This is a genomic window from Flavobacterium sp. N1719, assembly GCF_025947045.1.
Classification (GTDB): Bacteria; Bacteroidota; Bacteroidia; order Flavobacteriales; family Flavobacteriaceae; genus Flavobacterium; species Flavobacterium stagni.
This window is the reverse complement of sequence record NZ_CP109993.1, coordinates 2,776,263-2,800,103: the sequence shown is the minus strand read 5'-3', so window position 1 is coordinate 2,800,103 and position 23,841 is coordinate 2,776,263. Positions and strand designations below refer to the sequence as shown.

The following is a 23,841-nucleotide window of genomic DNA, read 5'->3' as shown; positions in this document are numbered from 1 at the left end:
CGCTAGCCGCTATGGCTGGAATGTGCTAGTTCGGTGTTTGGTTTACACGAAAAACGTTTATCTTAGTAAGGAAAAATCGTTTCGCTTTTCCGCCACAGTCGGCTAGCGGCGGAACGTTAGTGGCAATATTAAACTATCTGCTGTAATGAGAATATGTGCATTTATATTAACTTTTTTTTGCTTCATTTTTACAAATGCGCAGGTCAATGAGTTTACAGAATCAGAACTTAGAACAAAAGCTGATTCTGAAATGGCGGATTATATAGAGGGAATGCATGAGTCAGACTCTTTAAAACTTAGACAGAAAACTTATGACTCATTTTCTTTGTTGATTAAAAAGTTCCCAAAATCTGAAAATCTCAGTTTTTACTTGTACACAAAAGGCTGTTTAGCCGACAAAATAGAGGAAGCTAAAGGTTGCTTCAAAGAAGTTATACAAATCAATAGTTGGAGTTATTATGTTATACAATCTTACATTAAACTTAGTTGGATTGCAGTTAAAAACAAAGACTTTGAATTAGCACTACAATATTTAAATAATATTGAAAAAATGGAACAGCCAAGTTTCCATTGTGGTGTTGAACTAGAGACATATCAATCACAGTTAAAAAATATCCGACAAGAATGTGAAAAGGGACTGAAAACCAATACTGCCACTAACAGCCGCTAGCCGCTATGGCTGGTAAGTGCTAGTTCGGTGTTTGGATTACACGAAAAACATTTATCTTAGTAAGAAAAAATCGTTTCGCTTTGACCGCCACAGTCGGCTAGCGGCGGAACGTTACCGGCAACCTTAACTAAACAGAGCGTAGTAGTTTTTTATTTAATTTGATTGTGTATTGGTTTCCGTGTAAAATGTATTGTGTGAAAAACAGAACGTTGCAGTAACGTATGAAACAAGGCTCCCGGTAACAGCCGCTAGCCGCTATGGCTGGTAAGTGCTAGTTTGTTGTTTGTTTTACACGAAAAACATTTAACTTAGTAAGAAAAAATCGTTTCGCTTTTCCGCCACAGTCGGCTAGCGGCGGAACGTTAGCGGCAACCTTGAACCAATCAGAGCGTAGTATTTTTTATTTATTTGGATTGTGTTTTGGTTTCCGTTGAAACTTCTTCGTGTGAAAAACAGAACGTTGCAGTAACGTAGGAATTAAGGCTCCCGCTAACAGCCGCTAGCCGCTATGGCTGGTAATTGCTAGTTTGGTGTTTGGCTTTCACGAAAAACGTTTATCTTAGTAAGGAAAAATCGTTTCGCTTTGACCGCCACAGTCGGCTAGCGGCGGAACGTTGGTGGTAATTTTGGGAAACCACTACTAAAAAAAGAAACTATGAATTTAAAATTTATCTTTTTCATTTTTGTGGCAATGAACTTAAATGCTCAAAATGAAATTATTGAGAAAAAAGATAGTCTTAAAGAAAAAACCTTAGAATTTCATAGAGAAAACTTTTGGAAGTACTTACCAAAGCCAACAAATTGGACTACCGATTTTGAAAATTTGTACACTGATATTGAGCAAACTAAACTTGATAGTGTAATTGCAAATTTTGAGAAGAAAGCAAAAATTGAAATAGCTATAGTAACTATCGATAGTTTAAAAACTTCTAAAGAAGAATTTGATGACTTTAGTTTGAATTTAGCCAATAAATGGGGAGTTGGAAAGTATGGTAAAGACAATGGGATTTTGATAGCAATTTCTAAATGTTACAGAAGAATTAGAATCTTGAATGGTTATGGAATTGAGAAAATAATAAGTGATAAAGAAACTAAAGTTATTATTGAAAATTATTTTATCCCTGATTTTAGAAGAGAAAAATATTACGAAGGCACCTTTAAAGGGCTTTTAGAAATTATAAAAATGATTGAAAGTAGGGGCGGAAAATAAAACTACCACCAACAGCCGCTAGCCGCTATGGCTGGTAAGTGCTAGTTTGGTGTTTGGTTTACACGAAAAACGTTTATCTTAGTAAGGAAAAATCGTTTCGCTTTGACCGCCACAGTCGGCTAGCGGCGGAACGTTGGTGGTAATTTTGGGAAACCACTACTAAAAAAAGAAACTATGAATTTAAAATTTATCTTTTTCATTTTTGTAGCAATGAACTTAAATGCTCAAAATGAAATTATTGAGAAAAAAGATAGTCTTAAAGTAAAAACCTTAGAATTTCATAGAGAAAACTTTTGGAAGAACTTACCAAAGCCAACAAATTGGACTACCGATTTTGAAAATTTGTACACTGATATTGAGCAAACTAAACTTGATAGTGTAATTGCAAATTTTGAGAAGAAAACAAAAATTGAAATAGCTATAGTAACTATCGATAGTTTAAAAACTTCTAAAGAAGAATTTGATGACTTTAGTTTGAATTTAGCCAATAAATGGGGAGTTGGAAAGTATGGTAAAGACAATGGGATTTTGATAGCAATTTCTAAATGTTACAGAAGAATTAGAATCTTGAATGGTTATGGAATTGAGATAATAATAAGTGATAAAGAAACTAAAGTTATTATTGAAAATTATTTTATTCCTGATTTTAGAAGAGGAAAATATTATGAAGGTACCATGAATGGACTTTCAGAGGTTATAAAAATGTTGGAAAGTAGGGTCGGAAAATAAAACTACCACCAACAGCCGCTAGCCGCTATGGCTGGTAAGTGCTAGTTTGGCGTTTGGATTACACGAAAAACATTTATCTTAGTAAGAAAAAATCGTTTCGCTTTGACCGCCACAGTCGGCTAGCGGCGGAACGTTATAGGCAAGGTTAAAAGAACTAACGTATAAAACAAGCTTTATCAAATTGGATACTAAAGATCTCTATGAAATATTATCTCAAACCTTACCTGAGCAAAATGATTTTCATAAAACTGATTATAAAGAAGAATTAGAGGAGCTTCATTTTTTTGGAATCAAAGACAAAGTAGCATTGTTAGACTTGATTGTGAAACATAGAGAAACTTTAATGGAAATTGACGCCGATGAATTGGATGAGTTTCATGTGAAATGGTATATTGAAGAATATGGTGAAGAATTTGTCAATAATAGAGTTAAGAATAAATTTTGGTTTTCTTATTCAGCATTACTTAGAATTGCATTAGAATTAGAATTTGGAAATGAATATGTTGAATATTCAAAAAAAAGAGACGGAATATAAACCCTGCCTATAACAGCCGCTAGCCGCTATGGCTCGAATGTGCTAGTTCGGTGTTTGATTTACACGAAAAACGTTTATCTTAGTAAGAAATAATCGTTTCGCTTTGACCGCCACAGTCGGCTAGCGGCGGAACGTTAGTGGCAATGTTAACCAAAAACGCCTAAATAATGAGAGTTTATTATTTCTTTTTGTTAATATCAATTTCATTAACTCAAATTGTTTTTGGACAAGAGAATCAAGTTAAAAAAAATGATTTAGGTGACCTTGTAATTATAACTAATGAAAATGAGTTGGACTGTTTTTACAGAAGTGCTTTGAAATATAATTGCGATTACACTTATTATGTATTTGATAATAAGATTTACTTTTTAGGCTGTAGTTTTATAGATTTTCCTTCAAATGGAAATATGGAAATTATTTATTCTTTTGAACGGTTTTCAATTTTAAATTGTAAAGTTGAATTAAAAATAGAGTTAAAGGAAAGTGTCAATAAAGACAATCGTTTAAGATATATTATTTCTGAAACTGGATTTCTAATTAAGTACAAAAATAATCTAGAGATAGAGAGAATTTCGGTTACAGATATTGATAACAAATATGTATTTCATTAAAAAAAAACACTGCCACTAACAGCCGCTAGCCGCTATGGCTGGTAAGTGCTAGTTTGGTGTTTGGTTTACACGAAAAACGTTTATCTTAGTAAGAAATAATCGTTTCGCTTTATCGCCACAGTCGGCTAGCGGCGGAACGTTACCAGTAATACTTTACGAACAATGCGTAAAAAAACATCTGAAATAATAATTGTAACAATACTTTGGATTTTTGTCATAGCTTCTGTGATTTACAATCCAAATTTGAGAATTCAATCTTTTTTTGGAATAATAAGCATTACGTTTGTTTCAGCCACTTTGATACTTAAAAAAGATGATTTAAGCTTGGGGGTGTTATTATTTGCTTTGCTACTTTCAACATTTAGTGTAATTAAGTTTGGCGATGCATTTGACGCAACTATTGGAGTTTTTCATTTATTCCCTTTAATATTGTTGTTAGTTTTAATCTTCTCAAGATTTAGTGAAATAATGACCTTGAAAGATAAATGGTTTGGTGATGAACCAGAAGAATCCGAAAAAACAAAAGAAAATAGAATTACTTTTTTTAAGCGTGAATTTCAAAATCTGTCTTCAGAAGAACTAAACAGAAAATTAAATGTTGAAAAATTAGTTGAAGAAGCAAAGATTGCACTAAATCAGATCTTGAAAGAAAGGGAATAAACTAGAAAGTAATAAGTACTACTGGTAACAGCCGCTAGCCGCTATGGCTGGTAAGTGCTAGTTTGGCGTTTGGCTTTCACGAAAAACGTTTATCTTAGTAAGGAAAAATCGTTTCGCTTTGACCGCCACAGTCGGCTAGCGGCGGAACGTTGTGCGCCATTATAAATGAAAGACTGTGATAAATTTTAAACTTAAAGATTTTGACAAGATAAATCCAGTTGGACAAGAACCTGACTTGTGTTTAAGTTGGTTTTGGTTGACAGATGGAGATTTATGGTTGAAATTTGGCGACCAGATAATTTACGAGTACTCAAAAGAAGCATTACAACATTTTGGACATAAACTAACACCTTATAATGATTACTACATTGTTAGATTTTTAGAAGACTTTACTGGAATATTTGAGAAAATAAGTAAATCAATTCCAAACGACTTTTATAGACTGACAGAAAATTTACAACAATTTAAAAGTGAAGCTCAAACTTGGCTTGATATTTATGAAACTGATGAAGATGAATATAGTGACTTCTATTTTGAAGAGTATAGCAAATTAATTTCTTGGACTTATGAGCGACTTTTTGACTCTGCTCATTTAATTGGTGGTCCACATTTGTCATTTTTTAGACACAAGGACAAAATCCGAATTGTTTGGGATACTGAACATACTTTGGAAAATGGAATTTGTTTGTGGACAGCAAAAGATGGTAGTTTTGAAATGAACTATTCTGACTTTATAATTGAAGTAAAAAAATTTGGACAGAATTTCTTTCAAGCAATGGATAAACAAATTGAATTGACACTTTCCAAAGATTGGCAAGATGTAAAAGTAGATAAAGTAAGACTTGTCGAAGAGCACAAAGAAAGAAAAGACGAATTTGATAAAAGCCTTATTTTTCTTGAACAAGAAATAAATGATATTACTGACTGGACAGAAATTGAAAAGTTATACGAACGAATGAAAAGCGAAATAAAATAACGAACGCACAACAGCAGTTTGGCAAAATGGCGGGTTTAGTGCTAAAAAGAGAGAATGTGCTTCAAAATCCGCCACTTCGCCAAGCTGCAAAACGTTAGCAGTAATGTTTCCCAAACATGAACGAAAAGCTTAAAAGACAACAAATGAAAAATATATTTTTACTACTTCTTGTGTTTATTCTAATAAGCTTTAATAAAAATAAAGACCTTAATGATAATTTCAGAAATGCAATTATTGATTATCAAACAGCTTATCCTATACCCACTTCTAAACAGACGAAAAATAGAAAATACGTTTATTCTGTCGTATTCTATATGAAAAATAACGATACCTGTTTTTATGTTGTAAGAACTTCAACTGGCACAGAAAAGGAATTTAATTTTTGGGGAATGTATTATGACGAAAAATTAAAACCAACAATTATTGGAGATGATGAAAATTTAAGCTCTAATTTGATTTATAATAAGAAGAGGAATAAAGAGCTTGAAAAGTTTTATTTCTTTGACAAAAATGGTCCAGAAATGTTTCCGCCAATGTACCGTTATTTAATAAAGAACAGAGATATTAAATTAATTAAAATTGATACTCTATCAAAAAGCTGGGCAAAATAAAAAACACTACTGCTAACAGCGGTTTTGAGCAATGGCTCGTTTAGTTTTTCTTGGAAAATAATCTGCTAATTCAAATTTTGCTTATCTTTCCAATAATTATTTAAAATGCCGCCACTGCGCAAAGCCGCGGCACGTTACCAGTAATATTTTATGACGAAAGTGCTAAAATCTAACAGAACCATTACCGAAGACAAAAAACTGCTAGGAAGACTTATAAATAATCATTTAAAAATGTTTCCTGACAAAAAGAAAACTTTAGAAATCTGTCATACTGGAAAATTTCTATTATTCTTTGAAAACATGGTAATTCATCAAGTGACAGAAAAACCTGATTTCATTTTATTTGATGGAACTTATAAAATTGGACTCGAACATCAAATAATTGTTGATTTTGAGTCAAAAGAGCGTGAGGGTTTCTTTGAAAATATTTTTGAATTAGTAGAAAAAGATCTTAACGACGATGTTGAATTACTTAATTTTTTAGCAGGCTGTTATATAGTACCATTTGTCAACTTTAAATTAAAAGATAAGGAATACTTGGTTGAAACTATAAAAAAAGTAATTAAAGAATATGTTATTAATAATAACTTTATAGAAAATCCGATTATTGAACATATATATGTTCAACCACATTCACAGAAAAACATTTATCCAAATTTTGGAGGTTGGTGGCAAAAAAAAATTTCCTTAGAAATAATTGAAAACTCAATTAAAAAGAAAAATGATAAAATAGCAGCTTACAAAGAAAGAGAACTAGATACTCATTGGTTATTACTTGTAATTGGGGGACTTGGAGAAAGTTCATTTGAAATGGACAAAACACTTGAATTGAAGATAGAAACAGAATTTGATAAAGTTTTCGTTTTAGAAGATTTTAATAATGTTTTATATGAATTGAAATAAATACTACTGGTAACAGCCGCTAGCCGCTATGGCTGGTAAGTGCTAGTTTGATGTTTGGATTACACGAAAAACGTTTATCTTAGTAAGAAAAAATCGTTTCGCTTTGATCGCCACAGTCGGCTAGCGGCGGAACGTTAGCAGCAAGTTTCGTAGAAGAGAAACTCAAATTCAATTTGACAAGTAATACTAATGAAGAAAATAAAAATCATATCAATAATTTTCTTTGCTTTTGTTTACTGTAGTTTTTACAGTCAAACGAAAAAAAGCAAACAAAACATTTATGAAGACAATGCTAATTGTGTTCGTTGCAGGAATATTGATTTCAAAAATCGTTTGAAAATGTATCCGTTTAGTAATACAACACAGATAGTAATTGTATCTCATAAAACTAAGAATGGAATGATTGGAGAAGAATTACAAAAATATTTGGATTCTGTAAAAATAGGACAAGATACAATCAATTTAAAAGAGTTTGAGCAACAAATAAGTTTGAACTTAACTCAAATAGAAAAACTTACTGATGTAATTTTTAATTATAGCCATAAAGGAAAGGAATATGCTATTTCTGAAGCAATGTGCTACCAGCCAAGAAATGCAATAATCTTTCTGGACAGTAATAATAAAATTCTAGGATTTATTGAAATTTGTTTTGGTTGTAATCATCTAAGAACGAGCGATAAAAGGCTTGATATTGGAGATTACTGTGAACAAAAATATGATCTTATAAAAGACATATTTCGCGAATGTGGAATCAAATATGGAATTACCGAAGTAGAAGAATAAAACCTGCTGCTAACAGCCGCTAGCCGCTATGGCTAGAATGTGCTAGTTCGGTGTTTGGTTTACACGAAAAACGTTTATCTTAGTAAGAAAAAATCGTTTCGCTTTGACCGCCACAGTCGGCTAGCGGCGGAACGTTAGTGGCCATTATAAAACAAATCTGCAAAATGAGAAGTTTATCTTTAATTTTTATATTAGTTTTCATAGGTTGCCAAACCAAAAAAGACTTAGATTTTACTTTTTATAAATGGAATATACGCGAGTCATATTACTTAAAATTCAACTCGAGTGATACGCTATATTTCATAAATACTTATCCCTTTGAAGAACAAACATCATATACAATTTTGGCTTCTACTGAAAGAGAAATGATTCAAAATATTTTAGATTCGATTTCATTTCCAATAGACAAAATTGATTTTGATAGTTCGGTTAATGATGGTGTTACTTATGCATTCAATTTAAAAGATAAAAAACATACCCGAAAACTTAAAATTCATGGACATGCTGGACCAAATCAGTTTTGGGAATTTGGAAAATCATTGGAGGATATCAAAAACAATCATAAGTTTACAGAAATAAAAAAAGAGTTTAATTTAACTGAAATTGATTCTATGGTTATTAACAAACTCAACTTTGTGAAAAAAAATAACGGCCACTAACAGCCGCTAGCCGCTATGGCTGGTAAGTGCTAGTTTGGCGTTTGGTTTACACGAAAAACATTTATCTTAGTAAGAAAAAATCGTTTCGCTTTGACCGCCACAGTCGGCTAGCGGCGAAACGTTAGTGGCCATTATAAAACAAATCTGCAAAATGAGAAGTTTATCTTTAATTTTTATATTAGTTTTCATAGGTTGCCAAACCAAAAAAGACTTAGATTTTACTTTTTATAAATGGAATATACGCGAGTCATATTACTTAAAATTCAACTCGAGTGATACGCTATATTTCATAAATACTTATCCCTTTGAAGAACAAACATCATATACAATTTTGGCTTCTACTGAAAGAGAAATGATTCAAAATATTTTAGATTCGATTTCATTTCCAATAGACAAAATTGATTTTGATAGTTCGGTTAATGATGGTGTTACTTATGCATTCAATTTAAAAGATAAAAAACATAGCCGAAAACTTAAAATTCATGGACATGCTGGACCAAATCAGTTTTGGGAATTTGGAAAATCATTGGAGGATATCAAAAACAATCATAAGTTTACAGAAATAAAAAAAGAGTTTAATTTAACTGAAATTGATTCTATGGTTATTAACAAACTCAACTTTGTGAAAAAAAATAACGGCCACTAACAGCCGCTAGCCGCTATGGCTGGTAAGTGCTAGTTTGGCGTTTGAATTACACGAAAAACGTTTATCTTAGTAAGGAAAAATCGTTTCGCTTTGATCGCCACAGTCGGCTAGCGGCGGAACGTTATAAGCAAGCCTAAAAGACAACATTGCAACTATTAGGCGGACACCAAAACGACCAGACTTTTGACTTCCAAACAAACTTTCGGGCGACAAAACTCGGTTGACAATTTCACTGTAACTTGACACCGACCAGACCAGTTTGCCGACACCCAAGCCAACGCAAGGTTTTAAAAATTTTCCCACCGCACATTTTAAAAAATAATTTTAGCTTCCCCACATTGGCACATTTGGGGTTTACCCCGACACACAAGCCGACACACAGGCAAACCCCAAAAGAGCCAATTACCCAACGCACCAAATGATTTTCGTAATATTTTAAAGTATTCTCAAAAAAACTTGCAGGTGTGAATATAATTCAATTACCTTTGTGAGCGAATACTCACTTACATAATAAATACAAGTAAAATGAACGGCAAAAACAACATCGCAATAGGCTTCCTGACAATGGGGCTTTTTATGGCTTACGGTTTTCTACTTATTTATCTCCGTGACTTTGCTCCGGGAAAGGAAGAATGGGTAAACTCATATAGTATCGGGAAACATTTTGAAAGCAGACTGGCTCACGTTCACGGTAACTTGTTTGCCTTTCTAAACATCCTAATTGGTTATTTACTTCTACATTTCAGAGACAAACTTCAAAACGTGAAAGCCATTTCTTGGTTGGCACTTACAGGATTATTAATGCCAATAGGAATATTAACTGAGGTGTATCTTGGCTTGCCTCCTGCATTAGTATTAATTGGAGCAATTGCTATGACTGCTTCTGTAATTTGGTTAGGTTTTTCGTTTATTAATTTAAAGTTAACCAATGAAAAATAAAGATTTTACCGAAAGGCAAATAGAAATAATGGAAGCCGCTACGCTTCGCATTGATAAATTCGGAATACAGGAATTAACGATAAAAAACTTAGCCTCCGACCTGAGTTTATCTGAAGCTGCATTATATCGTCATTTTAAAAGTAAAAATGAAATATTGCTAGGACTATTGACCTATTTTATTTTAGAAATGAATGAGCGACTTGCTGTAATAATTGAAGATAAAGAATTACAACCTTCTGAACTTTTGAAAAAAGTATTTGTGTCTCAACTTAACACATTTGTTCAAAAACCTGCCATAGTTAGCGTGATTTTTTCCGAAGGAATATTTCAATTTAATAAAGAACTAAGTGACAAGGTTTCAACAATGATGGCTCTTATGCAAAACAACATTAACGCACTTATTACAAGAGGACAAAACGAAGGTGTTTATGGAAAGCTATTGGGGGCTGACACTATTACAACAATTATTATGGGCAGTATGCGAATGGTTGTTTTAAAATGGAAACTTTCGGGTAACAAATCCAATTTAGTAAATGATGGGAAAAATGTATTAAACGGACTTCTAAAAATGATAGAAAAATGAAAAAATACATTCCATACATTTTATCCACATTATTGGCAGGATTTGGTTTGCTTACATTGTTTCTAAGCACTTCCGTGATATTTGATTTGTTTGGTATTAGAGCCAAAGAGGGCAATTATGTTCTGTTTGTGGTTTGGTCAAATTTCATCAGTAGCATTCTATATCTTTTTGCAGCTTATGGTTTTATTAAAAACAAAAAATGGACAGCTACACTCTTAGGAATTTCAACACTTATACTTATTGGAGCATTTATAGGTCTTAAAAGTCACATTAATTCAGGTGGTATTTATGAAACAAAAACAGTTGGAGCAATGATTTTTAGAATTTCTGTAACCTTTGTATTTGCTATCCTTGCCTATTTCACCATAACAAAAAAGAAATTATGAAGAAGATAATAATTTTAATTCCAGTAATCAGTTTGTTCCTTTTCAGTTGTGGCAATACTTCGAAGGAAAAACCAAAAGAGCAAACCGAAACCGTTACTCACAAGGAACATCAGCACGATGAGGAAAGTGAAATCATCGAACTGAACAATGGGGAAAAATGGAAAGTTGATGCCAATATGCTAACCCATATTCGCAATATGGAAAACGATGTTGTTTCCTATGCTAAGGTTGAGCAAAAAGACTACAAATCATTAGGTGAAAAATTGCAATCAAACATTGATTTACTTACTTCTAATTGCACAATGAAAGGCAAAGCACACGATGAACTGCATAAGTGGCTATTGCCCTACATTGATATGGTAAAAGAACTTTCAGAAGCTAAAGACGAAACCGAAGCAGAAAAACAATTTCATAATATTCAAACTTCATTCACAACATTTAATCAATACTTCCAATGAACATAAAGGGATTACACACACAAGAAAAACCAGTTTCAGCAACTTCTCTTTTTAAAAGTGAACTGGGCAATGCAACTGCCATACAAATTTTGCAAGGCGGAAAATTAAAAGAACATATCACCAAAACTCCAGCACTTTTGATTTGCGTAGAAGGCGAAGTTGTTTTTGAAAATGAAAATGGCATTAAGGAAACACTATTTTCTGGCGATTATATTCACATTGAACCAATGGTAAAACATTGGGTTGAAGGAACAATTGAAAGTCAATTAATACTCATCAAGTAAAAAAATTTGACCAATGATGTTAGTAAACATTCACAAACACACGTTACTGCTATTCCTTATAATAGGAGTTCATACAGTTAAAGCCCAAGTATGGGCAATGCAACAGTGTATAGATACAGCACAGGTTCACAATAAAAACCTACAAATGAGTAGAAACAATATTGCAATTGGTGAACAAAGAGAAAAAGAAGCGAAAGCGAATTTAATTCCAAAGGTAACTGCTAATGCCGACTATAAATATTTCACAAACCTTCCTTATCAGTTAATGCCTCTATCAACATTTAATCCGACAGCACCTGAAGGACAGTTTAAAGAAGCCCAATTTGGCGTCCCCCACAACATCAACGCCAACTTGCAACTCTCAATGCCATTGTATAATCCACAAGTTTATGGGGCTATTCAAACAACAAAAATCGCTTCGGAATTAACAAAATTGCAATACCAGAAAACCGAAGAGCAAATCTATTTTGAAATCTCAAATCTGTATTACAATGCTCAGATTTTGCATCATCAACTGGCATTTATTGACAGCAATCTGATTAATGCAGAAAAACTTCTAAAAAACATGCAATTGCTCAATGAACAATTACTTGCCAAAGGAACAGATGTGAGCAAGGTAAAATTGCAGCTATCACAGTTAACCACTCAAAAGGAAACCATCAAAAGTAAATACGAGCAAGTTTTAAATGCCTTGAAATTTGCTATGGGCATTTCTATTGAACAAAATCTGCAAATTGAACCAAACATTCAATATCACAATACAAATGAATATACACCTGCATCAACTTTAGATATTCGTATCATAAAAACTCAAAACCGCTTATTGTCGAGTGAACTAAGCACACTAAACAAATCAAGGTTTTTGCCTTCGCTTAATCTTATCGGAATGTATGGCACAACAGGTTTTGGATATGACAAAAAACCGAATGATTTTCTAAAATTCTATCCTATCGGTTTTGCAGGTATTCAACTATCCTATCCATTATTTAATGGGACGGTTACGCAACGAAAGATTAATCAGAAAAGATTTGAAATTCTAAATAGTGAAATTCAATTTGAGTTGAACACCGAACAAAATAATATGCAGGTTGAAAATGCAAAACTGCAAATAATGGTCACAAAAAAATCAGTAGAAACAACAACAGAACAGATTGAATTGGCACAAACAATTTACGAGCAAACTTTACTTCAACAAAAACAAGGAACAGCAAACCTAACAGATGTATTGCTTGCAGACAATGCTTTGCGTGAAGCACAACAAACTTACATCAACGCGGTAATTGAGTATCTAAAAGCAGATTTAGAACTAAAAAAGCTAACCGGAAATATTTCAACAACTAAATAATTGTTACAATGAATACAAAATCGTCAATCGTTAAAAAGGCATTATACATTATCATACCATTGGTATTGATTGCCATTGCAGTAATCAAGCTGAAGAGCAACAAAGATGTCACACAGAGTAAAGTGTATCAATACGATAAAGAAGAAGCTATTAATGTTCAGGCAGACACATTGCAACTTGAAAATGTAAATGCAGAATTTTCTTATTCAGGCACATTTGAACCCAATAAGGAAACAAAAATAAGTGCCGAATTACAAGGGAAAATCAACAATATTTTAGTTGATGCTGGAAGCGTTGTAAGTAAAGGTCAAACTTTAATTCAGCTCGACAATTCATTGCTGAAATTGCAACTACAAACTATTGAAGTGCAAATTGAAGGCTTGGAAGCAGACGTAAACCGTTATACCATTTTATCTAAAGCAGATGCCATTCAAGGAGTTCAATTAGAAAAGGCGGTGTTAGGTTTGAAATCTGCAAAAGTTCAGAAAGCAACCTTGTTGGAGCAGATAAACAAAACCACTATTAAAGCACCTTTTAGCGGAGTAATTACGGCAAAACTGAGTGAAGAAGGAGCATTTGCTGCACCTGGAGTTCCATTGCTTCAAATTACGGACATTACAAATTTAAAATTCACTGTAAATGTTCCAGAAAATGAATTGAGCAAGTTCAAATTAAATCAAAATTATCTCATATCAGCAGACGCCTATTCCGAAATATCTTTTTCGGGTAAAGCTACAATGATTGGTAGTAAGGCTAATATTGGTAGTAGTTTTCCTGTTCAGTTTATGGTAAATAACACATCAGATTTGAAAATAAAATCAGGGATGTTTGGTAAAGTTTTACTCAAAAGCGAAACATATAGAAAGGGAATTATCATTCCGTCTTCTGCCATCCAAGGCACTGAAAACCAACCGCAAGTTTATATAGTGAAAAATGGCAAAGCCTTTTTGCAAAACATCACAATATCAAATAAGATACAGAACAAAGCAGTTGTTCCAAGTGGATTAAATGAAGGTGATGTAATTGTAACCAATGGATTTATAAATCTTTTTGACGGTGCAAATGTAATTGTCAAATAAAATCAGCGAAAAATGAATATTACAGAAATATCAATCAAACGTCCTTCGCTGATAATAGTGCTGTTCAGCGTTTTTACTCTATTAGGATTTATCGGGTATAAAAATTTGAGTTACGAGTTAATGCCCGACTTTAATCAGCCGGTAGTTGTAATTAAAACAGTTTATCCGGGAGCTGAACCCAACGAAGTAGAAACATCCGTTTCACGAAAAATTGAAGATGCTTTATCCAACTTGGAGGGTGTAGATTACTTGGTTACTAAATCGTTGCCAAATGCTTCTATCATCATAGCCAATCTGAAATACGGGACAGATTTGGATAAAACAATGCAAGATGCTCAACGCTACATTGATAACATTCGTAAAGATTTACCACAGGGTATTTTAAGTCCTGTAATGAGTAAAGTTTCTCCAAATGATTTGCCAATAATGTCTATCAGTGCAACAAGTAATTTATCTTCTACCGAGTTTTATCAAAAAATGAAAGATGATTATCTGCCACAAATTCAGCAAATAAAAGGAGTAGCAGAAATTACCATTTTAGGAGGAGAAGAAAGAGAAATACAAGTAAAAATAAATCAAGACAAACTGAAATTGTATAAAATTTCTATGGTTCAGGTTGTTGAAGCAATTAATCGTTCGGGTTTAGACTTACCTGCCGGAAAAGTGCAAACCGAAAAAGAAAACAACTCGGTTCGTTTAACGGGAAAGTTTACAACCTTAGAGGATATTAAAAATGTTCAGGTGGCGATGCCTGTTTTAGGAAGTCCGGTTTATGTGAAAGATGTCGCAGATGTTATTGATGGTATAAAAGAAACAACCTCCATAAGTCGTTACAATGGCAAAAACGGTATTGGTTTAATGCTGAAAAAACAAGGAGATGCTAATGCTGTCGATGTTTCAAAATTAGTTCGTGAAAAATTTCAGTCCATTGAGCAACAAAATACGAATTCAGATGTCAAATTTATTATTGCAGACGATAGCACAGACAATACGATTGCCGCAGTTAATTCCGTTGTTTTTGATTTAATTTTAGCGGTGATATTGGTTTCGCTGGTGATGCTATTATTCCTAAGAAGTTTCAGAAACTCATTGATTGTAATAGTGGCCATTCCGACTTCTTTAGTAACAGCGTTTGCAGTAATGTGGCTTTTAGGCTACACGCTAAACCTAATGACCTTACTCGCAATGTCTTTAATCATTGGCATTTTGGTGGATGATGCTGTGGTAGTATTAGAAAATATTCAAAAACATTTAGACAGAGGCAAAGATAAACGAACTGCTGCAATGGATGGTCGTATGGAAATTGGCTTTGCGGCATTGTCAATTACATTAGTTGACGTAGTGGTATTTTTACCAATTCTGTTTTTACAAGTATTTGTTGCCGATATGCTCAAACAGTTTTCGGTAGTTGTAGTAACTTCAACACTCACCAGTTTATTAGTTGGTTTTACACTCACTCCTTGGTTAGCTTCACGCATTGGAAAGAAAGAAGATTTACAACCAACTAATTTTTTCAATCGTTTCTTGCTTTGGTTTGAGCATCAGTTAGAAAATTTTACCAATTGGTATGGCAGACAATTAGAATGGGTTTTGAGCCATAAATTAATTTTCACAGGAATTGTTTTGTTGCTCTTTGTAATGACTGTAGGCATTATGAAACAAGGAATTATTGGTAAAGAACTAATTTCAACAGGCGACCAAGGGAAATTCAGATTGGCATTGGAATTTGACAAATCTACTTCCATTCAGCAGAACAACCTCATTGCTCAACAAATTGAAACCTACATTATTCAACAACCCGAAGTGGCAACAGTGTTCAGCAACATTGGCGGACCAAGCACAGGCATTGGGAGTTTAGGTGTTGGTTCTGCAAACAAAACAGAATTTACCATTCAATTAAAATCTAAAAAGGAGTTGAATAATTTACATACCGAAACATTTATGAAAAATCTTCGGGAAGACCTGAAGTCCAAATTTCCGAGTATAAATTATTCAATGGCAGCATTGGGTTTAATACCTCGTTCGGCACCTATTGAAATTACGTTAAGTGGCAGCAACTTAAATCAAGTGATGAAAAACGGAAACGAATTAAAAGCGATTATTGAAAAAATGCCCGGTGCGGATAATGTTCGCTTATCGGTTGAAACAGGAAGCCCTGAATACAAAATAATTCCTGACAAAGATAAAATGCAACGGTTAGGTTTAACAAGCGCTTATGTTGGATTGAACCTAAGAACAGCGTTTACAGGAAATGACGATGCCACACTAACCGAAAATGGAACAGAATATCCTGTGCGAATTTGGTTAGATGAATTTAACCGACAAAATTATGAAGATGTTCAACGACTTTCCATTATCAACCCAATGGGAATACCAATTGAAGTTTCACAATTCGCAAGTGTTGAACAAGCTAATTCCCCTTCACTTCTGGAGCGAAAAGACCGACAACCAGCAGTTACTTTAACGGCAGATGCTTTAGGCAGACCATCAGGAACTGTGGCAGACGATGTAGTAGCTTATCTAAAAGAAAATCCGCTACCAAAAGGAATACAAATGACTTGGGGTAGCGACATTAAAAGACAGAATGATAGTTTTGGAGCATTAGGCTCAGTATTGCTGATTTCGTTTTTGCTGATTTACCTGATTATGGTAGCACTCTATGACAATTTTGTTTATCCATTTGTAGTTTTGTTTTCTATTCCGGTAGCAGCAATTGGGGCATTTTTCGCATTGAATTTGTCGTTAAGCAATTTGAGTTTGTTCGCCTTATTGGGTTTAATTATGTTAATGGGGTTAGTGGTGAAAAACGCTATTCTAATTGTGGATTTTACCAATCAATTAAAAGCCAAAGGCAAACATTTCAAAGAAGCTTTAATCATTGCAGGAAAGGGTCGTATGCGACCAATCCTAATGACAACGCTTTCAATGGTTGTGGGGATGCTTCCCATTGCAATGGCAACAGGAACAGCCGCAGAATGGAAAAACGGTCTTGCTTGGGTAATCATTGGTGGACTACTTTCTTCATTAATTTTGACTGTGCTTTTAGTTCCGATGATTTATTATTTAGTTGACACAGCGAAAGAAAAGTTTAACATAAGAAAATAGCCATCACACAGGTGTAAGCACATCCCGCAAACCGCTCAATGCCTACCCACGAACCCAAGTTTGCGGGAAGAGCTTTCACCTTTGCCACCCCAAGAAAAATTATTTTTTAAAATTCCCTTCCCTTCAAAAAATTTTAAAACCGCAACCGCACAGGCGACACAAAAGTAGCTCGACAATTACAGCGTAACCATCGGCAGACAGCAACTATACGACTTCGACAGACAGAAGGCCAGCTTATAACAGCGGTTTGGCAAAAGTGGCGGTTCAGTGCTTCGTATGACAATTTTTTGTATAATTGAAGTGCGGTTCTTCGCATAAAACTTTGTGGTGAAAATCGCCACCTTCGCCAAGCCGCAAACCGTTAGCGGTAACCTTGAACCAATCAGAGCGTAGTAGTTTTTTATTTATTTGGATTGTGTTTTTGTTTCCGTTGAAACTTCTTCGTGTGAAAAACAGAACGTTGCAGTAACGTAGGAATTAAGGCTCCCGCTAACAGCCGCTAGCCGCTATGGCTGGTAAGTGCTAGTTCGGTGTTTGGAATACACGAAAAACGTTTATCTTAGTAAGAAATAATCGTTTCGCTTTGACCGCCACAGTCGGCTAGCGGCGGAACGTTAGGCGCTACTTTATGAAAATCTATGTAAATAAATTGTATGTTGACAGTTGAAGAGATTAGAAAGAATTATAAAAATTTTGATGATGGAAAAATCAAAGAAATTGCGCTTAATTCAAAAGGATTAAGAAGAGAAATTATTCCGATACTGAATGAGGAAATAAGAAATCGAAATTTAGATATTCAGCTTATTGAATGGGTAAACTATGAAACAAATAAATTTAAAGGATTAGAAAAACAAAATCTTTTAAATAAAATCGCAAAATTAAAATGTAGCATGTGCTTAGTAAATAGTAATTTACATGCTTATCGTTTCAATACTCTCATTTCAGCCTTTGTTACTATAACAGACAAAACTGAGAATCTAATAATATGTGATCAGTGTGCTAATAGCAAACGATTGAATACAATGCTAATTACATTTTTCTTTGGTTGGTGGTCAAAAAAAGGTATTCTATTAACGCCATTCACGCTTATTTCGGATTTAATTAAAATATTTCGAAAGAATTCGGAAAGCAAAAAAATATTGGATGAATTTATTGAAAACAATACTGGAATATTGAGGATAGCCATTAAAGAAAATAAATTAGAAAATTTCATATCAGAATTTAATAAAGAAAATAGCCGATAAAGAAAAGCACCGCCTAACAGCCGCTAGCCGCTATGGCTGGTATGTGCTAGTTTGACGTTTTGTTTTCACGAAAAACATTTATCTTAGTAAGGAAAAATCGTTTCGCTTTTCCGCCACAGTCGGCTAGCGGCGGAACGTTAGCGGCAACCTTGAACCAATCAGAGCGTAGTATTTTTTATTTATTTGGATTGTGTTTTGGTTTCCGTTGAAACTTCTTCGTGTGAAAAACAGAACGTTGCAGTAACGTAGGAATTAAGGCTCCCGCTAACAGCCGCTAGCCGCTATGGCTGGTAAGTGCTAGTTTGGCGTTTGGTTTACACGAAAAACATTTATCTTAGTAAGGAAAAATCGTTTCGCTTTGACCGCCACAGTCGGCTAGCGGCGGAACGTTACCGGCAACCTTAACTAAACAGAGCGTAGTAGTTTTTTTTATTTATTTAGATTGTGTTTTGGTTTCCGATTAAAATATTTTGTGTGAAAAACGAAACGTAGCAGTAACGTATGAAACAAGGCTCCCGGTAACAGCCGCTAGCCGCTATGGCTGGTAAGTGCTAGTTTGGTGTTTGGTTTACACGAAAAACATTTATCTTAGTAAGGAAAAAATCGTTTCGCTTTGACCGCCACAGTCGGCTAGCGGCGTAACGTTAGCGGTAATGCAAAAACACCCTATGGGAAAAGAAAAAATATCAATAAAAGATAATAATTGGTATATCGTTGAGATAATTGAAAAATGTGAGCCAGTTGTTCGAAATGAAAATCAAGATTTACGTCGTGTGAATACTTGGGGAAATTTCCATATCGTAAAAGCCGAAACACCAAAAATAGCTTATGAAAAAGCTGTGAAAATCGGAAAAGATGCAGAATTTAAATTTATTAATTCCGATAAGATCGAAATGGAATGGATCTTCGTTGGAATAGGGAATTTGATTCCAATTTATGAAGATATCCAAGATGGAAGTGAAATAATGTGGGAAGATTATGGATTCATAAGTAACAGAAGAGCAGAAAGATTTGCTCTCAGTGAAAAGGAACTTCTAGAAAATGTAAAGTTGAAAAAAGAATAAGTGCACTACCGCTAACAGCCGCTAGCCGCTATGGCTGGTAAGTACTAGTTTGGTGTTTGGATTACACGAAAAACATTTATCTTAGTAAGGAAAAATCGTTTCGCTTTGACCGCCACAGTCGGCTAGCGGCGGAACGTTAGCAGATATTTTATGGCAAATCGTTCGATTAAAATTGTTAAAGTGGTTTTGCTTACAATTTCAAGTTTTGTGGCATTACTTTTTATTGCATTCTTTGTCTACAAAGAGTTTTTCTACAAACATGAACTCTATGAAATAAAAGGTGATTTAGAAAAAATTAAAGGCGTTGAAGTCGTAGATATTTGGGGACATGAAGACATAACACTTGAAGAGATTTCAGCGCGTTTAAAAATTGCCGGCAAAGGAGAAATTTCATTATATGATTTAAGTTCTTATAAAGTGCGATATCCATCTCATGTTTACGTTCATGAAATCGGAAATTATTCATTTACTCAATACTCTTGTGATGGCGGTATTGGACCTGGAATAGACGTTGGAGCAGAATCAGTTCTTGGAAAATTATGCAAAGTAAAATTTTATACTCCAAAAGATATTGTTCAAAACTATGATCAAATATTAAACGTTATTCAAAGCTTGAAAATGGCACCTGAGCTGAATCATTTCGAAACTGATACTGAAGAGTTTTACTTAATAGTCCAGAAAAAGCCAAGTAGCGATGAAGATCCTATTTTCAACTTAATTGGAATTGAGGATGAAGCCAAGTTTGCCGCCACGCTGAAATGGAACAAACCTGATTGCTATTACAATAAATAAATAAAAACATCTGCTAACAGCGGCTACACGCAATTTGTTGGTTAAGTGAAAGATTCAAGTTCACGTTTTCTTATTACTTTAGTACTAGCGGAGAATACTCAGTTCCATAACCCAACAAACTGCGTGTGAGCCGCAAAACGTTGTGAGCAATTTATAAAACCTGTGTAATGAGAAAATTAGTTTTCACCTTCATGTTAATTTTAATTGGACACTGGAATTGCCACAGTCAAACTGTTTTGGACACAGATGAACTAAATAATTTGGACAATGTCTTTCTATTCTCTTTAAAAAGATACTGTGAATCGTTAGATTCTTTAAAAGTTAAAACAGTATATGTGAAAGATGGAGAACACATAGGTCAAATTTGGCCAAAAAAAATAAAAAGTTTTGAAATTAAATATCTTGGCTATTTCGATTATAGAAAAGTTATTCGAGAAAATGATGGTAACGTAACAATGGTTGGAATCGGTCCACTCCAATATAGAAAAGGAAAGTTTTATGTGGACGTAATTCCTTTTTCTACAACTTACTCAAAAAGAGCTGTTCATTTTAGTAACGGAGGCGGATTAACCGTTTACTTTGAATATGATAACGAAAGAAAAGGACTGATATACAAAACTGAAGAATGGGGTGGTATTTAAACTGCTCACAACAGCCGCTAGCCGCTATGGCTGGTATGTGCTAGTTTGGTGTTTGGTTTACACGAAAAACGTTTATCTTAGTAAGGAAAAATCGTTTCGCTTTGACCGCCACAGTCGGCTAGCGGCGGAACGTTATAGGCAACTCTATAAGACAGACACGACACAGAAAACATGGCAGCTTGGGGAACAGCAATATCATCTAACGACACTTACGCTGACATTTACGGCGAGTTTTTCGACCTGTATAATGACGGACTTGACGTCGCAGAAATTTCAAAGAAGTTAATTGCTGACAATCAAGAAACCATTAACGATAAGGACGAATGTAATAACTTTTGGTTTGCGTTGGCAAAAGCACAATCGGAATGTAAACAACTCGATAAAGACATTTTCGACCGAGTAAAAAAGATTGTTGAAACAGGAGCAGACCTTGAAGTATGGCGACAACTTGACGCTGATGAAAAAGACATTAAAAAGCGTAAAGTAGTTCTTGAAAAATTTCTTGCAGACTTACAAACAGAAAGACCAAAAGCAAAGTCAAGAAAAAAGAAAATAATTCGCCAACCAGTTTTTGACAAAGGAGACTGTTTGACTTTTAAACTTGAAAATGGAAATTATGGTGGAGCAGTTGTTTTAGAAGCAATTAAAGACAGCGAATGCGGACATAATCTAATCGCAACAACAAGAATAAACCAACCGAACAAACCGACAAAAAAGGATTTTGAAAATGCAGAAATTCTTGTAATAAACTATGCGAGTTGGGACAATAAATCAGTCGTTCAGTGGTATCTTCCAATCAGGCATAAACAGACGGCACATTTAATTGAAAAAGTAGAGACGATTGACGTTCATATTAATTACGACATCAAAAATTCTATGAATGACTTTGTTACTGACTTCGACATCTGGGTTATTCAGGTTGCTGACCAACAATTCAAATCAGAAATGACAAAACCTCGTTCAACTACCAAACAGACAATAAAAGAATTGACAAAAAAGAGCAAGTGGAAACTTTGGTAAATACGGACGAAATAAGAAGAGCTGCCTATAACAGCCGCTAGCCGCTATGGCTGATATGTGCTAGTTTGGCGTTGGGTTTACACGAAAAACATTTATCTTAGTAAGGAAAAATCGTTTCGCTTTGACCGCCACAGACGGCTAGCGGCGGAACGTTAGCAGCAACTTTAAACTATACTCATGAAAAAAATATTGACTTTTGCCTTTACAGTACTTTTTTATCATGGAATGACTGCCCAAAAAATTGAAATAGACTCACTTATTAAAAATCTAAATAATAGCCAACTTCATGGAACATGCCATTATGTTTGGGTTATAGAAATGGAAAGTAAAGAAGCAGATTCGCTTATTAGCATTGGTAAATCAATAACTAATAAATTGATTCCTTTACTTGACAATCCTGAAAAGGGAATAATTATTCATTGTGTTTTATCTAGAATATGGAATGACAGCATTGATGTTGAATCTTCAACTGAAAATTATAAAAGTAAGGGAGTTGTAGAATACATTTATAATGAACTTAAATTCTATGAAAAAGATGGAAAAATTATGGCAGATCAAATAGAACTAATAGAAAACAAAAAAAAGTGGCTTGAAAAGATTAATGAATAAAAAAGCTGCTGCTAACAGCCGCTAGCCGCTATGGCTGGTATGTGCTAGTTCGGTGTTTGGTTTACACGAAAAACGTTTATCTTAGTAAGGAAAAATCGTTTCGCTTTTCCGCCACAGTCGGCTAGCGGCGGAACGTTAGTGGCAAGGCTCGACCAGAATTTCTTATGAACAATTTCTACGAATGACAACACTTTATAAATATAGACCATTAACAGAATTTTTGTTTAAAGAATTATATTATCAGGAAATATATTTTGCTTCATATTCAGAATTAAATGATCCCCTAGATTTAAGTGCAAGAATAGATTTTACACCGAAAAAAATTAGCGAGATTAATAATCTGTTATGGTTTCTGTTCAAAACAACTTTAAAGCTTGGCGACAGCGAAAAAACATTAAATTCAAAAGAAGTTGCTAATAATCAAAACTTATTGAAATTCAATGAAGACAAAAAATTGAGAAATGAATATAAAACTCTTCTTTTCAAAAAATTATCTCAATTCGGAAATGAAAACAACTTTATTTCTATTGATGACTTAGAAAATATTTTACTATCAACAAGTGAAAAAATTCCTTTTAAACTAGATTTGTTCAGTTTCAAAGAAGAGATAAAAAGACTCGCAAGCAAATTTCTCGAAAATAGTCATACTTCATGCTTTTCAGAAAGTAACAATGATTTTTTAATGTGGTCACATTATGCAAGCAAGCATTCAGGAATTTGCTTAGAATTTACTCTTGAAAACTCAGGACTTTTCCCTTATGTAATGAGTGAAAAAAGAACTCAAAACAAGGAAGAATATTTGAAAAAAATGTCGAATTGGAGTATTGGACAAACTATGTTTTGGGAAAGAATCAAAAAGGTAATTTATCAAGAAAATCAACCACATATAAATTTCTTTGATTTTTCACCAGTATTCAATAACGAATACGATTGTGATTTGATTGGACTTTCAAAAGGATGGACACATTATTTTGCCTATGAATTAGAAAATGTTTTTGCTACTAAAACTTTGCCTTGGGCTTATGAAAAAGAATGGAGAGCAATTGAAATCAATTTTGGTGACAAAAAAGAGCCAGAAGAAAGAATAAATCATTACCCAATTGAATGCTTAACAGGTATATATTTTGGCATAAGAACTCCCGAAAATGTAAAGAAGAGAATTTATAAAATCTTTGAGAAGCATTCTAAACATAACATTCAATATTTTTCAGCAGTAGCAACGTCTGGTCGAGAATTAGAATTTGAGTATTGGGAATATTATGAAGAATAATAAAAGCCCAGCCACTAACAGCCGCTAGC

27 protein-coding genes are annotated in these 23,841 nt (G+C 33.9%); all 27 read left to right on the top strand.

Annotation, left to right across the window (positions count from 1 at the left end; translation table 11 throughout):
• Positions 1-145 precede the first annotated feature (145 nt).
• Positions 146-670: a hypothetical protein gene (locus OLM45_RS12040; protein WP_264510484.1), complete on the top strand. Its 525-nt coding sequence runs from the start codon at positions 146-148 to the stop codon at positions 668-670.
• 655 nt (positions 671-1,325) lie between these two features.
• On the top strand, positions 1,326-1,880 hold the full coding sequence (locus OLM45_RS12035; RefSeq protein WP_129462486.1) for a TPM domain-containing protein: 555 nt from the start codon (positions 1,326-1,328) through the stop codon (positions 1,878-1,880).
• 174 nt (positions 1,881-2,054) lie between these two features.
• Positions 2,055-2,609, top strand: a complete 555-nt coding sequence (locus tag OLM45_RS12030) for a TPM domain-containing protein (protein WP_264510482.1) — start codon at positions 2,055-2,057, stop codon at positions 2,607-2,609.
• Positions 2,610-2,790: 181 nt separating this feature from the next.
• On the top strand, positions 2,791-3,144 hold the full coding sequence (locus tag OLM45_RS12025; protein ID WP_264510480.1) for a hypothetical protein: 354 nt from the start codon (positions 2,791-2,793) through the stop codon (positions 3,142-3,144).
• A gap of 167 nt (positions 3,145-3,311) precedes the next feature.
• On the top strand, positions 3,312-3,755 hold the full coding sequence (locus tag OLM45_RS12020; RefSeq protein WP_264510420.1) for a hypothetical protein: 444 nt from the start codon (positions 3,312-3,314) through the stop codon (positions 3,753-3,755).
• A gap of 162 nt (positions 3,756-3,917) precedes the next feature.
• A complete protein-coding gene (locus tag OLM45_RS12015; RefSeq protein ID WP_264510478.1) occupies positions 3,918-4,415 on the top strand; it encodes a hypothetical protein in 498 nt (165 codons plus the stop codon).
• A 175-nt stretch (positions 4,416-4,590) separates the two neighbouring features.
• Positions 4,591-5,391 carry a DUF5984 family protein gene (locus tag OLM45_RS12010; RefSeq protein WP_264510476.1) on the top strand — a complete coding sequence of 267 codons (801 nt, stop codon included), beginning with the start codon at positions 4,591-4,593 and terminating at the stop codon, positions 5,389-5,391.
• A 116-nt stretch (positions 5,392-5,507) separates the two neighbouring features.
• Positions 5,508-6,002 (top strand): hypothetical protein, encoded by a 495-nt coding sequence (locus OLM45_RS12005; protein WP_264510474.1) that lies wholly within the window; start codon positions 5,508-5,510, stop codon positions 6,000-6,002.
• Between the two features lie 150 nt (positions 6,003-6,152).
• Positions 6,153-6,905 carry a hypothetical protein gene (locus tag OLM45_RS12000; protein ID WP_264510472.1) on the top strand — a complete coding sequence of 251 codons (753 nt, stop codon included), beginning with the start codon at positions 6,153-6,155 and terminating at the stop codon, positions 6,903-6,905.
• A 189-nt stretch (positions 6,906-7,094) separates the two neighbouring features.
• Positions 7,095-7,688, top strand: coding sequence for a hypothetical protein (locus tag OLM45_RS11995; RefSeq protein ID WP_264510470.1), 594 nt, complete (start codon positions 7,095-7,097; stop codon positions 7,686-7,688).
• Between the two features lie 164 nt (positions 7,689-7,852).
• On the top strand, positions 7,853-8,347 hold the full coding sequence (locus OLM45_RS11990; protein ID WP_264510468.1) for a hypothetical protein: 495 nt from the start codon (positions 7,853-7,855) through the stop codon (positions 8,345-8,347).
• Positions 8,348-8,498: 151 nt separating this feature from the next.
• Positions 8,499-8,993, top strand: a complete 495-nt coding sequence (locus OLM45_RS11985; RefSeq protein WP_264510466.1) for a hypothetical protein — start codon at positions 8,499-8,501, stop codon at positions 8,991-8,993.
• 525 nt (positions 8,994-9,518) lie between these two features.
• The gene (locus OLM45_RS11980; RefSeq protein ID WP_264510464.1) at positions 9,519-9,932 is read left to right on the top strand and encodes a hypothetical protein; all 414 of its coding nucleotides are present in this window, start codon (positions 9,519-9,521) and stop codon (positions 9,930-9,932) included.
• Entirely contained in the window at positions 9,922-10,515 is a 594-nt protein-coding gene (locus OLM45_RS11975) for a TetR/AcrR family transcriptional regulator (protein WP_264510462.1), read from the top strand. Before OLM45_RS11980 ends, OLM45_RS11975 begins: the two co-directional genes overlap by 11 nt.
• Complete coding sequence (locus OLM45_RS11970) at positions 10,512-10,901, top strand: hypothetical protein (RefSeq protein WP_264510461.1); 390 nt, start codon at positions 10,512-10,514, stop codon at positions 10,899-10,901. Before OLM45_RS11975 ends, OLM45_RS11970 begins: the two co-directional genes overlap by 4 nt.
• Positions 10,898-11,359: a hypothetical protein gene (locus OLM45_RS11965; RefSeq protein ID WP_264510459.1), complete on the top strand. Its 462-nt coding sequence runs from the start codon at positions 10,898-10,900 to the stop codon at positions 11,357-11,359. The genes OLM45_RS11970 and OLM45_RS11965 overlap by 4 nt, the downstream gene beginning before the upstream one ends.
• On the top strand, positions 11,356-11,643 hold the full coding sequence (locus tag OLM45_RS11960) for a hypothetical protein (RefSeq protein ID WP_264510457.1): 288 nt from the start codon (positions 11,356-11,358) through the stop codon (positions 11,641-11,643). Before OLM45_RS11965 ends, OLM45_RS11960 begins: the two co-directional genes overlap by 4 nt.
• A gap of 13 nt (positions 11,644-11,656) precedes the next feature.
• The gene (locus OLM45_RS11955; protein WP_264510455.1) at positions 11,657-12,988 is read left to right on the top strand and encodes a TolC family protein; all 1,332 of its coding nucleotides are present in this window, start codon (positions 11,657-11,659) and stop codon (positions 12,986-12,988) included.
• Positions 12,989-12,996: 8 nt separating this feature from the next.
• Complete coding sequence (locus OLM45_RS11950) at positions 12,997-14,067, top strand: efflux RND transporter periplasmic adaptor subunit (RefSeq protein ID WP_264510453.1); 1,071 nt, start codon at positions 12,997-12,999, stop codon at positions 14,065-14,067.
• A 12-nt stretch (positions 14,068-14,079) separates the two neighbouring features.
• Positions 14,080-17,172, top strand: a complete 3,093-nt coding sequence (locus tag OLM45_RS11945) for an efflux RND transporter permease subunit (protein WP_264510450.1) — start codon at positions 14,080-14,082, stop codon at positions 17,170-17,172.
• 653 nt (positions 17,173-17,825) lie between these two features.
• Positions 17,826-18,416, top strand: coding sequence for a hypothetical protein (locus OLM45_RS11940; protein WP_264510449.1), 591 nt, complete (start codon positions 17,826-17,828; stop codon positions 18,414-18,416).
• 668 nt (positions 18,417-19,084) lie between these two features.
• On the top strand, positions 19,085-19,480 hold the full coding sequence (locus OLM45_RS11935) for a DUF4288 domain-containing protein (RefSeq protein WP_264510447.1): 396 nt from the start codon (positions 19,085-19,087) through the stop codon (positions 19,478-19,480).
• Positions 19,481-19,630: 150 nt separating this feature from the next.
• Positions 19,631-20,272 carry a hypothetical protein gene (locus OLM45_RS11930; protein WP_264510445.1) on the top strand — a complete coding sequence of 214 codons (642 nt, stop codon included), beginning with the start codon at positions 19,631-19,633 and terminating at the stop codon, positions 20,270-20,272.
• 167 nt (positions 20,273-20,439) lie between these two features.
• Positions 20,440-20,913 (top strand): hypothetical protein, encoded by a 474-nt coding sequence (locus tag OLM45_RS11925; protein ID WP_264510443.1) that lies wholly within the window; start codon positions 20,440-20,442, stop codon positions 20,911-20,913.
• Positions 20,914-21,084: 171 nt separating this feature from the next.
• Complete coding sequence (locus OLM45_RS11920; RefSeq protein ID WP_264510441.1) at positions 21,085-21,933, top strand: hypothetical protein; 849 nt, start codon at positions 21,085-21,087, stop codon at positions 21,931-21,933.
• A gap of 177 nt (positions 21,934-22,110) precedes the next feature.
• Positions 22,111-22,542 (top strand): hypothetical protein, encoded by a 432-nt coding sequence (locus OLM45_RS11915; protein WP_264510439.1) that lies wholly within the window; start codon positions 22,111-22,113, stop codon positions 22,540-22,542.
• Between the two features lie 181 nt (positions 22,543-22,723).
• Positions 22,724-23,812, top strand: a complete 1,089-nt coding sequence (locus tag OLM45_RS11910; RefSeq protein ID WP_264510437.1) for a DUF2971 domain-containing protein — start codon at positions 22,724-22,726, stop codon at positions 23,810-23,812.
• Positions 23,813-23,841 lie beyond the last annotated feature (29 nt).